The sequence below is a fragment of the Candidatus Gillettellia adelgis genome, assembly GCA_020541285.1.
GTDB lineage: Bacteria > Pseudomonadota > Gammaproteobacteria > Enterobacterales > Enterobacteriaceae > Gillettellia > Gillettellia adelgis.
Genome location: CP047043.1, coordinates 365,971 through 383,016, shown reverse-complemented (window position 1 = coordinate 383,016; position 17,046 = coordinate 365,971). Strand labels below are relative to the sequence as shown.

Genomic DNA, 17,046 nt, shown 5'->3' with positions numbered 1-17,046 from the left:
TACTTAATAGCAGATTGTATAACATACTTCAAAAAAACAAAGTTCATTATCCGATTATTAGTTAAGGAAAAACTTGTTTAGCTCCAACCGTCTCGCTGCACTTACCGAAAATATCTATAAGGATAGTCATAAATTATAGTTAGATGAAATGATAAGGCTATTCTTTTAGTTTTTTCGACTACCCTTATAATATAGAGCAGGGAGTCTATACTTAATACTTTAGCTTACTGTTGACATCATCGCTACTCTGACTTTTAACGTTAGTTTTTAATATATAATCGCATATTATAAACTGACTTCACTAAAGAGGCTTAATTTTATTAATATACTATGTGTCATAGTTATAAAAAATTAAAATAAAATGATAATATAGAATACATAAGTAATGTTTTCCATCAAACGTTTGTAATTAAAAAGATTCTATTATATATACTTGTTATCCTAGAATTGCATGTATCATGGTGTCTTGTAGTTAATCTGATTACTAGAAAAATTTGATTTTGTCAAAATGCCATGTCGTAGTTTCTTAATGCTTAGTATAATAGCGTATCACATCTATTCTTCTTAGCCTTGAAGGAAAAGCATCCTGTAGAATTTTGCAAATTCTTTGTCTGAATTTAGTGTTAATTGTAACATTACTTACCATATTGTATTTATATAGTACAAAATAACAACAGACATTCGTAAAATTTTGAATAATCTTCAAACAGCGCAATTCAACAAAATTATCTTATATATTAAGAGCATTATATTCCATATAAAAGAAAAACATACAGATCTGCTTACCTACTTCACAAAGTCAACAGCAGAAACAAAGGTGGTTTTACTCATTTAAATATTATAAAAGAAATGCGACTTATACATATAGCGAACATAGAAATTCGAAAAATTGTTATATTACATCATAACAGATCATCCACTTCATTATAATCAAAATATTTATTTAGTAATCCAGAAGACGCATATAGTATATATCGCATACATTACCAACGCACAGCATTAACGAAAAGTAGATGATGATAATAAACGTTAAAATTTCTTGCCTTTCTCCATGGAGAATATATCTAATGTTTATAAATATACGACTATAAAGGAACAAAGCATAACAGATAACATTTCTGCTAAGTTTTCTAATACTTATCCCAATCAGGATCGACAAAACTACTTCCGCAAAGTATTATCTGTAGTTTAACAAAAGTTTATCTCGCAAAATTATTTATAATTTTTAGACACAATAACATAACACTATAAACTCAAAGGCATATATTTAAGAGGTTTTAAAAGACCAAAAATCTAGGTAACTCTCGCATAGAAGGTACAGCAAGTAGCTATTTTAGCTATATCTTAAATATTATATTAACAGATACTTATTAAGTATATCATACATCACTCGTACTGTATGAGTATTCATATCTTTAATGTATTAATATGTTCGTAAAACATTTATGCTGTTCGCCTGAGTCATTTAGAATATTGTTCTTTTTTATTATTACTTAGCTCCCATGAATGAACATTTCTAATAAGAAATAAATATTTCAGCAAAATATGCTATCTATCTACAAGACATTTTTTTACTTATTGCACCATAAACTTTTATTTCTATAAAATAGAGCAACATCTAGAGTTATTTATAAATGATTAATTATTTTTTAAGTAAGTTATGAGGGTTGTTTTAAACATTAGGTAAATCCACTATATCTATGCCACTACCACAAGACGCAAAATGCTGCATCTTATTCATAACAAAATAAACGGCAAGATAATGCATATTGGTATACCAAAGAAAGGTAAATGATGCAGCTTTAATAGTAGGAACACAAAACTGTGCAATAGTTATTAAAACTGAGCTTTACTCGTACCATTGAAAGTTAAACGGATAACTTAGCAAGTTTTAATAATTCTACATTTAGTGTGTTGATCTTCACATTGAACATTGAGTATTATTTGTTCTTTTTGTTGGCAGTGAAAATTTTTAATATAATCATTATATTTAATATTAGATGATTTATTGCATGTTCTATGATATTATCAACAAGAACAGCAAACTGGTATATTAACACATAATTTAAAATCATCATAATATACTATGATATGATCGATATCATTATGTTACGAATTTCAGTGTGGCTAAGCATTCACCAATCGATTCGCTAAGCATTTATTTCCTTATGAACATGCGCTAAGTCTCAACCTTAACAATAAGCATTGTGGATTTTTAGTGGTTTAATATCAAAGATAAGCTCAAGTAAACTATTACCCTTGATCGTGAGATAATATAATACGATAAGTACAGACTCTATCACTTAAAAGTTTAAAGTGTTTGGGTTGTTGTTTATTGTAAGTAATAATTTTCAATCCAGCCCTGATAATATGGTTTAAAATATTCATTACCTACTAATATTTATAGCGAAATATAGTAATAATTTCTAACTTTTTCATTTATTACTTTCTGGGTGTATATTGTCGGAATTCAAGTGTAGACTAGAATAAGGTTAATTCTTAACTTTAGCACATGTTACTGTCATTTAGTCTTTCATTAATTTGGTCATAGCAAGTTACTCCATCAAGTATGCTCTTCAATTCTTATATTATATAACCAATATCTTTGGCAAAGATAAAATAGATAGAGCATATTATTCACTTTTTATGCGAAAATTAATAATTTTGTTAGATTTTGCATGACACAGCTCGACTCTTATCTATGAAAGCTTTACTTAATATTAATCAAAAAATAAAATTCTAAATTTTGTTATTGTAAAAATACAAATAAAATAATATGAACAAAAAATTATTCTCCTTTTAAAGCTAACACTCTAATAGATTGTTGTTTTTATTCGACGTTATATGTATTAATATGTGAGTAACTACTTAAATAATAAAAAGTTTAAGACCAGAAATAGAGGATGTAACACTTAATTTAAGTATTACATAAAGTGTAGAATCAAGCAACAATATATTAGTGCATATTTAACATATTACTCTGGCCACTTTAAGCAACTAAAAGGATACTAAGCATTTGTGTGATTCCATTTATATATCAATAAACCGCTATACCTAAATAATTTTAGCCACAAAACCTGCATAAAACACTGTTTATACATTTAAAATATATTAAAATAGCATCAAAAATAAAACTATTACGTTTTATTCATAACGCGTTTAATTTTATTACGCATTTTCTATTGTAGAATAAGTATCTATATTACACATATACACAATAACTTTACTATAGTGTGTGACAAATCAGACTACACTCGTTTTATTACCAATGAAAACGAAGGAGGAAATTCATGTCTAATAACCTTACCTGGCACGATGTAATCGGAAAAGAAAAAAAACAACTCTATTTTATGAAAACACTAGATTTTATTAAGAATGAACGACAAAAAGGAAAAACTATTTACCCATTACAGAAAGATATATTTAACGCCTTTCGGTTCACCGCCTTATCAGATGTAAAAGTAGTAATTCTTGGTCAAGACCCTTACCATGGCCCCAAGCAAGCCGATGGTTTATCTTTTTCAGTACACCCCGACACACAAGTACCACCCTCACTGGCAAATATATATAAGGAGCTTAAAAACGATATTCCTGGGTTTACGTGCCCAAACCACGGTAGCCTGCAGAGTTGGGCTAAGCAAGGTGTATTATTACTCAATACAGTACTCACGGTCGAAGGTCATCATGCAAATTCACACGCTCATTTAGGATGGAAAATCTTTACTGACACAGTGATCACTACACTAAACAAACACTGTAATCACCTAGTCTTCCTACTATGGGGAGCTTATGCGAAAAAAAAAGGTAATCTTATCAATCGCAAATGCCATCACGTACTAGAGACGTCGCATCCGTCGCCATTCTCAGCTTATCGCGGCTTCTTTGGTTGTCGTCATTTTTCAAAAACAAATCAATTTTTAAAGCAACACGGTGTGCAGCCTATCAATTGGCTACTTCATCAATATACTTCAGAAGCGCGCAATTTTTTCTAATGTTCTGTATAGTCCCACGAAATTTATGCTTTCTTCATAAGAAGAAAGGTTTTTGTTATCTACAAGTCAATACCTATACGTGTAAAACGTATTTATATTTTAGCTTTAGAAACTGCAACCATTGCGGGCCGTAGTAATCTGCTGTTTAGCATATAACCTTTTTGTATTACCATTATTACATGATTTTGTTGGTGATCAGTGGATTCAATTAGGCTCATTGCCTGATGTATATCAGGGTTAAATGGCACATTCACATCATCAATAATCATAATGCCATACTTATGTATTACATCCTTTAATGACTTTAGCGTTAGCTCAATACCTTCAATCATTACTGTTAACTCAGGATTTTTCTTATCCGCTAATTCTAGCGCACGCTCTAGATTATCAAGTACTGGTAACAGGTCACTAGAAAATTTTTCTAAAGCAAATTTATGCGCTCTTTCAATATCTAACTTAGTACGGCGCCGCACATTCTCGACTTCTGCCTTAGCGCGAAGTAAACTATCGCGCCCATCGCGTTGCTGTTGTTGGGACGCAAGCAATTGAAGTTCTAATTCGTTAATACGCATGTCACGCACATCAAGATTTTCTATTATTTCTAGTGGCGTATCTTCATCTTGAACTTTTTGTGCTATTTCTTCAGAAACCGGCTCATTTGGCGTCTTCTCTTCTTTAATACTCATAAATATCTCCGCGTTTAAGATTCATCTCTTGACTTAGTTTATTATAGGGATAAAAACCCAAAGTTTCAAGTCTATCAATCATAATGCAGTTATCAACTACGTTGCCCAAGGAATATTCTAAGAATGAATAAAAAATTTAACTGTATCGGTATTATTGGTCACCCACGTCATTTTTCATCGCTCGCAATACATAAGATGCTATGTTCTTGGCTTGTTACGCGGGGATATTGTGTAATTATTGAACAAAAAATCGCTCAAGACTTACACATAAAAGATGTCATTACCGGTAGTTTACCCGATATAGGTCAGCAAGCCGATTTAGCGGTAGTAGTAGGTGGTGATGGAAATATGCTCGGTGCTGCACGCGAATTGGCATGCTATGACATTAAAGTTATTGGAGTAAATCGCGGAAACCTTGGTTTCCTTACTGACCTTGATCCTGATAATATATTACAACAGTTAGCAGCAGTGTTAGAAGGAAAATACATCGATGAGAAGCGCAGTTTGCTAGAAACTAGCGTACATAAAGGTAGTAGTCAATGCTGTATTAGCACTGCTATAAACGAAGTTATACTACATCCTGGAAAAGTAGCACATATGATTGAGTTCGAGGTATATATTGACGATCGCTTCGCTTTCTTCCAGCGCTCAGATGGATTAATCATCGCTACTCCGACCGGCTCTACTGCTTATGCTCTCTCAGCCGGAGGGCCAATCCTTACACCATCGCTAGATGCTATTACTCTAGTACCGATGTTTCCGCACACACTCTCTACTCGACCATTAGTAATAAATAGCAATAGTACTATCTGTCTTAAGTTTGCAAAAGTTAGCTGTGATCTTAAAATAAGTTGTGATAGCCAAATCTCCGTACCTATCCAACCAGGCGAAGAAGTATCAATCTATCGTAGTAATGTTCAATTAAATCTTATTCATCCAAAAGACTACAGCTATTTTAATGTATTAAGCTCCAAACTAGGTTGGTCAAAAAAATTATTTTAAAAATCTTGCTAAGAATTTAGTGATATTCAACCAGTATACTAAATCAGTATGCTTATACTCCCATAATGCGTAAAATAACATATAACGAAATACATGCAATTAGAAACCGCTGAAGCAGCACGTATATTGTATCACAGATTATATCTAAGGAATTGCATGAGTTTTCCTTTAAGATTAATCGTTTACTAGAATATTCTTTTTGAGAAAGCTTCTTCTGATTTATTTTCAGCGCTTCAGTCAAAGGACCATACTGAACATATTATAAGATGTGGTAAAATTTCTAGAAGTAGAGTCTAGTAGAACAATCATGCTGCTTCTACGCCGCAGAAATAATTAATTATACCTATGAAGTATAGTAATTAGCTCCAAACTAAAAGTTTTGCGCCTATAAGACATTGTTTGAGGCACACAATTTTACTAATATTTACGCTATACTGCTACGTGACTTCAATCTTTAACGCATCACGGTATAAAGAGTGCAATAAGACTTATAGTGCAGCGATGACATTATGCACCTCAACCTCAACAGGATGATCAGTATCCTCTAAAGACGTATATTGTTGCATGATGTATAGAAAACAGGTGGTAACAGGTATGATCTGTTTTCTTGTTAAATCGACTCCAGAATCATCGCTCTTTGTATTGTATCACCGTTACCGTGTTGCATGTCATGCAACAGCGATAGAATTAGCTGTCCTTCATTTAAATTATTACTAGTATTGTACCAAAAATACTACGAATAACTTTATAATAAAAGCAATCATCGATCAATTGGAATAAAGTGCCAGAGTAGTGTAAACAATCTTGCAATCCTCTCCCTCTGTTTTATTAATTAGCACTGGACAAAATCGCCGACTCATACACTAACCGCATCACCGAATGTCGCATTCGAGGTAGGTTGACCGCAGCATATGTCAGATTCGTTCATCACATAATTATTTAAGAATGTAATTGTATGAATAAATTCAATCAGCGCCATAACAGTAAGATGTTTTACCCTATCGTTTAACGTTCGTGCCACTAATATAACCATCATTATTGATTGGATACGCTGGCTACCATTGCTCATCATATCCTAACTGATTGATAAGTATCATATCGTATTGTAATTTTTTAAGAATTACTTTTTTTCACAACTATCATATCTTGTGCAGTTAACTAAGTGGTTTGGTCTAGATTTATGATATCGTGATTGTATTTCTCTCTATTTTATATATAAAGTGATATTCGCATTCTTATATGATGATAACTATTGTGTGATTATACTCAAAAAACACAAATAACTACTATAAAAGATACTGTTATTTTCTTCTTTCTATTTCTAATTTTATGCTACTCTTGTCATGTAATGGTTTTTTAAGTAAAATTTATTGCATATTATAAATATTTAGAGCGCGCTCTGTACTAAATTAGGAGAGCATGCGAACAGTGGGGTTGTATATGTACGCAGTTTTCCAGAGTGGTGGTAAACAACACCGAGTCAGCGAAAATCAAACTATTCGTCTAGAAAAATTAGATATCGCAATTGGTAAAACCGTTGAGTTTACTCATGTCTTAATGATTGTTCATGGTGATAATATTAAAATAGGTACTCCTTTCGTCGATGGAGGAAAAATCAACGCTACGGTTATTGCACACGATCGTGGTGAAAAAATTAAGATTATTAAGTTTCGTCGTCGTAAGCACTACCGCAAACAGCAAGGTCACCGTCAACATTTTATTCATCTTAAAATTAATAGCATCAACACTGAAGTTAAAGGGGTAGAATAATGGCGCATAAAAAAGCTGGCGGTTCGACACGTAATGGCCGTGATTCAGAATCTAAACGTCTAGGGATAAAACGTTTTGGCGGTGAAGAAGTACTGGCAGGCACTATTATTGTTCGTCAGCGCGGTACTAAGTTTCATCCCGGTAGTAATGTGGGTTGCGGCAGAGACCATACACTTTTTTCTCTTAAAGACGGAAAGGTAAAATTCGAGGTTAAAGGATTAAAAAAACATAAATTTATCAGTATTGATGCGACACCATTGTCTGCACTTGTATAGATGTAAGTCCATATTTTATAGCGGAACTACTTCTATTTCTATGTATAGTAGTAGTATTTTGAAGAGATATGCTCAGTGTTTTCTAAGGTTGGTACGAAATAAAAGTTGTACTGTAATGAATAGAAACGTCAATACTTTAAGCACAGTAACATAGCATATATCAAGGTCGCGAAGTCATCGACGTTCCACATCTTCAAATTAGTAAGTATACCTAACTATTATTAATAGCTGTTTAATACTCATAATCTAACCCTATTTACGACTATTAATAGCTAAGGCTGCTCTATCGAAGAAAAGCATTCAAACTTTTCCATTCATACATGCTGTAAAAGAAACATGCAGTAGCATAAACATGTATCCATATCGCGAAAGTCTAAAAACTATAACATAGTTACTTAAGCTTATAACTTATGCTACTTTTATGTCTCGGCATATCAATACCATATCTAAATAGCACGTTATTACATTAAATGATAAGTAAAAACAATATAAATTGTTGTGAAAGTTACATAACTTATGAAGATATGATAAATAATCTTATGCTAACTCTACAGAAGTATTCCAACACAAACCAATAACTTGTAGATACTCTATAACTGATTTTAATATAACACGTATATAACGCGTAGTTTTATAATCATGCCTACAGCTACACACCAATCGTCTAATGTACACATAACTATATCATAACAGCATAATACATATATACAAAATCTATCAAAATCAATACAGATAGTCCTCAGACGCTATATTATCTAGCTTATTAATGATATTTAAAGGACGCAAATCATAGAGAGGGGACATACTTACACACTTTACTGAAAAGATAGCAACCAATGGCAATAGCACTCGTAAAAAATTTATAAATATGATAAAATCATCACTATATAGACAGCGTAGAATTCACTACTACTGCATATTGAATACTAAAACAGCGCTTATTTCTCGTTGTCAACGATACCTGTCTAATAATGTAAAATATGTATATCTTATTGAAGATAAGTTTCACCGTATCGAACTCGCAAAGACTAGATAGCATAAAATTCTTATCCCTTACTGCTTACTTATATACTCATCTCTAATGGTTAACAGCAAGTTGTGAAACGCTATATAAGTAAGTTTGAAACAACCGCTGATTTACTTTACAAGTATACTGTATGAGATAAAAACACTTTTTTAAATATGTTACTCGCACTAAACGGCAAATTATCTAAAATAAGAAATAATTCTTTATACACGATAAAAACTATTTAAGGTATATCACATGTGTATGCAATTAACTTAAAATTTTAGAAAAACCATACACAATTACCTAGCTTTTCAAATTTACTATTAGATGTTTCACTGTATCTGAGAATAGTATCAGAGTGTTTATCTGAAATAATTTAAGTTATCGAAAGGAGCACGCGTGGCAGATTCATAGGATTATACATGAATAAGTTATAAGGTATAAGCGAGGAAAGTTAATATATACACCTTTTAGCACAATACACGCTGTACATTTTCTGGTTTTTTCTGTAAACCTTTTAACCTTATAGTATACTGTTAATATAAAGGTAACCGAACTCTGATAGTTACAAAATACGCGACATTGCTTACCCATAAGTTATTTATGTTAGCAAACATTATATTTTATAGCGCTTATAGAGAATAATCTAATTAAAAACTATAAACCTATTTTTTTGAACAAATAATATATGGCATGAAGTATGGATGGAGATGGTTGATGACTTTTGTAGATGAAGTAGTAATTTTGGTTGTTGCAGGTAATGGTGGTAATGGTTGCGTGAGTTTCCGACGAGAAAAATATATTCCATATGGTGGGCCTAACGGTGGCAACGGTGGAGATGGTGGTGACATTTATTTAGTAGCAGATGAGAACCTTAATACATTAATTGATTACCGATTTTTAAAAGTTTTTTACGCTGAATGCGGGAAACATGGCCAGAGCAGCAACTGTACCGGCAAGCGAGGTAGAGATACTATCATTAAAGTGCCGGTTGGCACTCGTGCTAAAGATCAAGGTACTGGTGAAACCCTTGGTGACATGATCTATCATAAAAAAAAATTAATGCTTGCCAAAGGCGGGTGGCATGGCTTAGGTAATACGCGTTTCAAATCCTCAGTAAATCGTGCGCCGCGCCAGAAGACACTAGGTACTACTGGTGAGACTCGTGAGATTTTGCTTGAACTTCTTCTGCTAGCTGATGTCGGTATGTTAGGCTTACCTAATGCTGGCAAATCAACTTTTATCCGAGCAGTATCAGCCGCAAAGCCAAAAGTTGCTAATTACCCATTTACTACGCTTTCACCAAGTTTGGGTGTGGTGCGTATCGATAGTAAACAAAGCTTTGTGATCGCGGATGTTCCAGGACTTATTGAAGGCGCAGCTCATGGTGCTGGCTTAGGCGTCTGTTTCCTTAAGCACTTAGAACGTTGTCGCATATTGTTACACCTAGTAGATATTTCGCAAATTGAAGGATCGAATCCAGCGCAAAACGCTAAGATTATCATTAAAGAATTAAATCAATATAGCAAAAATATAGCACAAAAACCATGTTGGCTGGTTTTTAATAAAATCGATTTATTATGTGAAAAAAAAGCCGCTATACATGCAAAATCGATTGCAGCGGATATAGGTTGGAAAGATAAGTACTACTTGATTTCCGCAACAAATCATAAAGGCATCAATGAATTATGCTTGGATATAATGCGTTTTATTAATACACAAAAGACAGTGCCGGTCATCCAAGAACACTTACCAAAAAAAACAGAATACATGTGGAATGACTGTTGTTTTTAACAAAATATTGAGATTGAATAGCAAATAACTGCCATAAAGATAACAAAGAGTTTGTTAATGTATAATTATCTAACTAAAAAGCTGACTTATTATAGTCTTTTGTTTATTTGCTACATGTAATGTTTTATGTGACTTAACTACTCGTCAAAACTACTAATAGTTCTTTTGAATTATATAACAATACTGTGCGCTGTAATTACAGCCTCTAAAATAGACTGAAAGACTCTAAAATTATTAGCAGGGTATCATAAAACCCCCGAGTAAATATAAGCAGCCCCATATTCTGAATTTATCATAGGCTATATCTTTATGATTACAACCCCGTGAATCACTGAGTATTGTTTTTGTTTGATTAATCTTAAATACATGTAACTTGCAAGACATACCAATGACGCATTATGTAATTTTAACCCTACAAGAGTATAATCCTAGCCTAATAAACAATATCTACCAACCCAACTACGTTATTAAGAACGTAGTTGGCATATTTTAAAATCCCTACTAGTACAGTGGTATATTTATACTGTATCATTTCTATATATCTTTATATAACCTATTATAATTATGCCAGTTATACACATAGCTAAATAACTAGTAGTATTAGAGATAAGTTGTCTTTTATATAAAGATATATCATGAAATATTTAGTAGATTCACGGATCTACCATACTAATACCTTAGGTAAAATCTTTCTTACTCTCTATTATTTTATCACTTATTAATATAACTGCTAGGACTGCATACACCTCAATAAATATTGTGTGCCTTATAGTGCAGATTTAGCGTTGCTCCGATCGGTCCCCAATGACTTGACTACTACATGATTACCGTACTACAACTTTGTATATAACATGCATAGCTATGTGAAAATTTCCTTAATCATTCCAAATGATACACCAGCTAACTTTAAATAACGAATATATAGCTCTGTTGAGTAGTTTTGCATAAGGAAATATTGATCTGCAACTCAATGATCTTTTAGTAATTATATTTCCACTATAAGAAACTTATGTGTCTAATAAACACTTTATAGTTTTATATATGTCAAGACAGGGTTATTAAACTTTTCAAGCATAATCTAATTATAATTATTGAACTACTCCAAACATAGTCACACACTGCGTAGTACCAGCACAAAAGAAGATTCTGTCACTTTCATGCCAAATAAAAATCACAGCAACGCACTTAATATAAGTGCCTGAATTGAATAATTCTATTTCTTTTTTACTCTCACTAGCATTTCCAATTAATTGCACACCTATTGTAATATTTTACTTTTTACATAACTTCATTGGTCCTTAATCAATTTATACGTGTTCAAAACAAGCAGATTTGATACTCTAAAAGCAATAACATCCTAAAGAATCAGACGTATTCTTAATGTCCAACTCACACAGGTGTTCTAATAATTACTAATCTTTAATCGCGAAGCCATGCACATCAGGATTGTATTGATCTATATTTATAGCGCCAGTTTATTATTTAGAATACTGCCGTGACCGCATTCTGAGTACCGTTTAATATACTTTATTAAATAACCTTAAAATACACAAACAGTTTTACTGCTGATGCTAAAAGAATCATACCTATTATACCTCCTACTATACCTGCTACTACAAGGGTCTTACTAACTCCTAATAGTTATCAAGATCATAGAAAACTTAAAATCCTTAGTGATTAAATACGGTTTAAAAATACAAAATATAATTTTTATCCGACATAAAAATAAAATTTATATATTAGGCAAAAGCCGTCTGAAAAATAAAATAACAAAAATAGTAATAATTATACCATTTATATATTATAAACGTACTATATCTGAATAATACAGTGAGTAGAATAATCGATGATTACGATATATTCTAGACGGAAATATTGACTGTTTTATTAGCATCCCATCACCTGACTCGATGATATAAAAGGTACTGGTTACCTCTTGTAGAGTAACAGATATGATACAGAACTGCTAGTAAACTAAGCAATAGTAATAAATAGATCAAAATAACAGCTACTGCATTGTGCTAAAAGTCTTTCAACAGAATGCGTACTATTTTTTACGATATATCATTGAAAGTGGGTGAAGCACTACGATCGCGTATAAATAATATAAGCCTTTCATAATAAAACAATTTTTAAGTAAATCAGCATATAGCGATATCAGATCTATGAGATATAATATTGACATAATATGCAATATATTAAAGAAATTGAATGATAAACAGTTAAGAATGGCAACCAGTATGTGCTAGCTGCTATATATTTTGTGTCACTACCCTTAAACTTATTCTTTACTTCCCAGCTGCTACTGTTATTATATACGTAATATATTATTGCAATGTTAATAAAGTTAAAAATTACACTTATGAATCAAGATATGCAAACCACTCTAGAACCAAGCGGTATAAATATTAATGTATATAAATCGTATCGGTAATAAACATCTTTATCTACAAGTAGCTTCGTCAACCTAAAATCTTTAATATCAAATGCCACATTAGTATAAAGATGATAAGAAAACATGAAACAACAGGCATGTAACTATCAATAATATGCGCCTAGAGCCACATAAGGAAAAATACGAATGGCACTGAATTTTTTAGAAAAATTGCAACTATAGACTGACAATTATTATATCGTTAACTATAGTCATGCACCTCGTAAAGAACTATATGCAATATGCGCCACTCTTGTATTAAACAAAGGTGGAAAATAAAATACAAGATACTATGAGAACACTAAAACAATGGTGGCTAAATATTTGAACTGCTCTATTAACCTATAAAAAATCTAGCAATTTACGTAACCTAATAATCCAAAACATGATCAAAAATCTTCGCAGACACTGCCAGTACAGTAGACATAGTGTATCTTTTAATTAGACACTACACATCCTGACTGATATGAGTCACTATAGTAAGAATACAACACAACCAAAACAAGCGATTCGCTAAGTATGAGAAGAAAAGGACTCACACCCAGTCCGTTATAGATCAAAGTATTAAGCACAGCTTTATTCTGAACACTTTAGGGATAGTTTTAGTTGAGCATCTCTAACACATTAGCAACCGTGGAAGTATTATCATAGCAAAACTTCTAATCAATAAACGAGAAAGTCTTACAGGTATTTTCTATGAATCAACCCCTGGCTAAAATAGTAAGATTACTTGAAGAAGCTAATTCTAGCGAAAAACCATCATAGTAATCTTACCTTTTTCCCATAAGCAATACCGTATTGCTTCCTTATTTTACTAGTCTATTTAACAAATAAGCATTAACATAATGAGATTGATAGCATAAAAAAAGTTAAAAGCGCCTTTCTAGGTGCTTTTAACTTTTTTATGAGTTGAGTCATATTCGATAGCATTCAAAGATTGATTTTTTCAGAATGATTTAGTATTTAACCGTACATTATTTAATATATAAACTTGTCACCCTGTTGATTATAGTGAAATCTTTTTATATTGATTTATCGTTAAGAACGTGACCGATATAATCAAGATGGGTTAATTGTAATAATCGGCAATTATGTTTGTAATTTATCGCGCCTAACATATCGTGTTGTGCTGAATGAGCATTTACTATAATTAGATAATAACCAGTATAATTAAACGCCGACTTGTTAACGAAATTTAGTAGTATAATAATTAACTCTAATAATTTTGAGGAGATATCAATGTTTCAGCAAGAAATCACTATTACTGCGCCAAATGGTCTACACACTAGACCTGCGGCTCAATTCGTAAAAGAAGCTAAAAGTTTTTTTTCTGATATCACCGTTACTTCTAATGGTAAAAGAGCAAACGCTAAAAGCTTATTTAAACTTCAAACTTTAGGGATGACTCAAGGCACCAAAATAACCATCGAAGCTGTTGGTACAGATGAACGGAAAGCTGTCGAGCATTTAGTAAAACTAATGGCAGAACTTGAATAATTCATCTATCCCTAGTTATAGTTAATGCTAGTCAAAAAAAGGTAGGGTTATGATTTCAGGTATTGTAGTATCACCAGGCATCGCTTTTGGTCAGGCTCTTCTATTAAAAGAAGATGAGATTGTTATTAACCGAAAAAAAATTTCCACAGATCTAATAGATCAGGAAATCTCACGTTTTCTATCTAGCCGCGCTAAAGCATCTGAACAACTAGCGGTAATCAAAAGTCAAGGCAGTAAAAGCTTGGGAAAAGATCAAGCAGCTATCTTTGAAGGCCATATTATGTTACTAGAAGATGAAGAGCTTGAGCAAGAAATTATCGCCCTAATCAAAGATGAACATGCCTCCGCTGATGCGGCGGCTTATAGTGTCATTGAAGGTCAAGCACATGCCTTAGAGGCATTAGATGACGACTATCTAAGAGGGCGAGCAGCTGATGTTCGCGACATAGGAAAGCGTCTATTGCGGAATATGCTCGGCATGCCCATTGTCGATCTCAGCACGATTCAGGACGAAGTAATCCTTGTAGCCACTGATTTGACTCCATCGGAAACCGCACAATTGAACCTAAAAAAAGTATTAGGTTTCATCACAGATTTGGGTGGTAGCACATCGCATACCTCCATCATGGCACGTTCTCTAGAATTACCAGCTATTGTAGGCACGATCAATGTAACTAAGCAGGTGAAAACTGGTGACTACCTAATATTGAATGCGATTAATAACAAGATTTATATTAATCCTACTACTGAAACAATAGATCAGTTAAAAAAAATCCATAACCAGTATAGCGCTGAAAAAAATAATCTAGCTAAGCTAAAAAATCTTCGAGCAATTACATTAGATAGGCATCAAGTTGAAATATGTGCCAATATTAGTACCATTCGCGATATTATAAGTGCTGAACGTAACGGCGCTGAAGGTATCGGCTTGTATCGTACCGAATTTCTTTTTATGGATCGTGATACATTACCAACTGAAGAAGAACAATTCCAAGCTTATAAAGCCGTTGCAGAAGCTATGGGTGCACAGGCAGTAACAATTCGCACCATGGATATCGGTGGAGATAAAGACTTGCCGTATATGAATCTTCCTAAAGAAGAGAATCCCTTCCTTGGCTGGCGTGCTATCCGCATTTCGATGGATCGTAGAGAAATCTTGCATACTCAGCTACGCGCGATTCTACGAGCCTCAACGTTTGGCACATTGCGCATTATGTTTCCGATGATTATTTCCGTAGAAGAAGTACGCGATCTTAAAAGCGAAATCGCTAGTTTGCAAGCACAATTATGTGCAGAAGGTCAAGCATTTGATAAAACTATTGAAGTAGGTGTCATGGTAGAGACGCCAGCTGCAGCATCGATTGCTCACTATTTAGCAAAAGAGGTTGATTTTTTTAGTATTGGAACAAATGATCTCACGCAGTATACTCTAGCAGTTGATCGAGGCAATGAGATGATTGCTCATCTTTATAATCCATTATCCCCATCAGTACTCAGTCTAATTAAACAAGTAATTGATGCAGCACATGCAGAAGGTAAATGGACTGGTATGTGCGGTGAACTAGCTGGCGATGAACGTGCTACACTATTATTATTAGGTATGGGGTTGGATGAGTTTAGTATGAGCGCAGTATCAATCCCTCGAATCAAGAAAATTATTCGAAGTACTAACTTTTCTGATGTACAAGCTTTAGCAATACAAGTTTTGGCACAGCCAACCGCACAAGACCTAATGAATTGCATAAATACATTTATTACAGACAACGCTCTTCTAAACTTTCATTGTACTGAAACGTGGAATACACCCTAATTTAATGTGTAGGAGAAAAATATGGGATGGCTCAAAAAACTAAAATTACTCATTTCTAATGATCCAAAAGATATAACTACTATTGAGATTTTTGCCCCTCTTTCTGGTAAGATTATTAATATTGAAGATGTGCCAGATCTTGTGTTTGCTAAAAAAATTGTTGGCGATGGTATTGCAATTAAGCCTTCTGGCAACAAAATGGTTGCGCCTATTGATGGAAGCATTGGTAAGATATTTGAAACTAATCACGCTTTCTCTATTAAATCTAATAATGGTGTAGAACTATTTGTTCATTTCGGTATCGATACTGTTGAGTTAAAAGGTAAAGGTTTTTATCGCATCGCCGAAGAAGGTCGGCATGTTAAAAAAGGTGATACCATCATTAAATTTGATTTAGATTTCCTAGAAAAGCACGCCAAATCAACCCTCACTCCAGTTATTATCTCTAATATAGATGAACTAAAAGAATTCATTAAATTATCTGGTAATGTTATTGTTGGCGAGACTCCGATTTTTCGAATCAGTAAACAATCGTTAATTAACACAGAAAACGGCGTTTAATAACACCGTTTTCTACATCTAGAACTTAAGGTAATTTTCTAAAAATAGCAATAAAGATGATAAACGGTGAGGTTGATCACCGTTCTGCTTGTTTTCGTGCTAAATATGACACAACTCATGTAGAAATCTTTCAATGTCTCTTTCTAAAAGATCATTCTTTTAGAAGTATTATTGCACAATATACGACTTATTAACATTAGAAAAGATATTTGGTTA

At 32.9% G+C, this 17,046-nt stretch carries 9 protein-coding genes; 8 read left to right on the top strand and 1 reads right to left on the bottom strand.

All coding sequences use genetic code 11. The annotated features are described in order from the left end of the window. Positions 1 to 3,290: 3,290 nt before the first annotated feature. A complete protein-coding gene (gene ung, locus GIY03_RS00765) occupies positions 3,291 to 3,992 on the top strand; it encodes a uracil-DNA glycosylase (protein ID WP_457913815.1) in 702 nt (233 codons plus the stop codon). 92 nt (positions 3,993 to 4,084) lie between these two features. Here ung and grpE read toward each other — a convergent pair whose 3' ends face one another. Beyond that, on the bottom strand, positions 4,085 to 4,678 hold the full coding sequence (gene grpE / locus GIY03_RS00760) for a nucleotide exchange factor GrpE (protein ID WP_457913814.1): 594 nt from the start codon (positions 4,676 to 4,678) through the stop codon (positions 4,085 to 4,087). 123 nt (positions 4,679 to 4,801) lie between these two features. On the opposite strand from grpE, the gene nadK reads away from it, so the two are divergent. From nadK to crr, 7 genes are all read left to right on the top strand, one after another. Further along, on the top strand, positions 4,802 to 5,680 hold the full coding sequence (gene nadK, locus GIY03_RS00755; protein WP_457913813.1) for an NAD(+) kinase: 879 nt from the start codon (positions 4,802 to 4,804) through the stop codon (positions 5,678 to 5,680). 1,440 nt (positions 5,681 to 7,120) lie between these two features. Further along, entirely contained in the window at positions 7,121 to 7,450 is a 330-nt protein-coding gene (rplU, locus tag GIY03_RS00750) for a 50S ribosomal protein L21 (protein ID WP_457913812.1), read from the top strand. Further along, positions 7,450 to 7,725 (top strand): 50S ribosomal protein L27, encoded by a 276-nt coding sequence (rpmA, locus tag GIY03_RS00745; RefSeq protein WP_457913811.1) that lies wholly within the window; start codon positions 7,450 to 7,452, stop codon positions 7,723 to 7,725. Before rplU ends, rpmA begins: the two co-directional genes overlap by 1 nt. A gap of 1,726 nt (positions 7,726 to 9,451) precedes the next feature. Then, a complete protein-coding gene (gene cgtA, locus GIY03_RS00740) occupies positions 9,452 to 10,528 on the top strand; it encodes an Obg family GTPase CgtA (protein ID WP_457913810.1) in 1,077 nt (358 codons plus the stop codon). A gap of 3,673 nt (positions 10,529 to 14,201) precedes the next feature. Beyond that, positions 14,202 to 14,459, top strand: a complete 258-nt coding sequence (gene ptsH / locus GIY03_RS00735) for a phosphocarrier protein Hpr (protein ID WP_457913809.1) — start codon at positions 14,202 to 14,204, stop codon at positions 14,457 to 14,459. 49 nt (positions 14,460 to 14,508) lie between these two features. Further along, positions 14,509 to 16,269 (top strand): phosphoenolpyruvate-protein phosphotransferase PtsI, encoded by a 1,761-nt coding sequence (ptsI, locus tag GIY03_RS00730; protein WP_457913808.1) that lies wholly within the window; start codon positions 14,509 to 14,511, stop codon positions 16,267 to 16,269. A gap of 21 nt (positions 16,270 to 16,290) precedes the next feature. Continuing rightward, on the top strand, positions 16,291 to 16,830 hold the full coding sequence (crr, locus tag GIY03_RS00725; RefSeq protein WP_457913807.1) for a PTS glucose transporter subunit IIA: 540 nt from the start codon (positions 16,291 to 16,293) through the stop codon (positions 16,828 to 16,830). Positions 16,831 to 17,046 lie beyond the last annotated feature (216 nt).

Bases quoted from the DNA above. Each gene is read 5' to 3' on its own strand.
- grpE (WP_457913814.1), bottom strand. From the start codon at position 4,678: ATGAGTATTAAAGAAGAGAAGACGCCAAATGAGCCGGTTTCTGAAGAA.
- rpmA (WP_457913811.1), top strand. From the start codon at position 7,450: ATGGCGCATAAAAAAGCTGGCGGTTCGACACGTAATGGCCGTGATTCA.
- crr (WP_457913807.1), top strand. From the start codon at position 16,291: ATGGGATGGCTCAAAAAACTAAAATTACTCATTTCTAATGATCCAAAA.
- nadK (WP_457913813.1), top strand. From the start codon at position 4,802: ATGAATAAAAAATTTAACTGTATCGGTATTATTGGTCACCCACGTCAT.
- rplU (WP_457913812.1), top strand. From the start codon at position 7,121: ATGTACGCAGTTTTCCAGAGTGGTGGTAAACAACACCGAGTCAGCGAA.
- ptsI (WP_457913808.1), top strand. From the start codon at position 14,509: ATGATTTCAGGTATTGTAGTATCACCAGGCATCGCTTTTGGTCAGGCT.
- cgtA (WP_457913810.1), top strand. From the start codon at position 9,452: ATGACTTTTGTAGATGAAGTAGTAATTTTGGTTGTTGCAGGTAATGGT.
- ung (WP_457913815.1), top strand. From the start codon at position 3,291: ATGTCTAATAACCTTACCTGGCACGATGTAATCGGAAAAGAAAAAAAA.
- ptsH (WP_457913809.1), top strand. From the start codon at position 14,202: ATGTTTCAGCAAGAAATCACTATTACTGCGCCAAATGGTCTACACACT.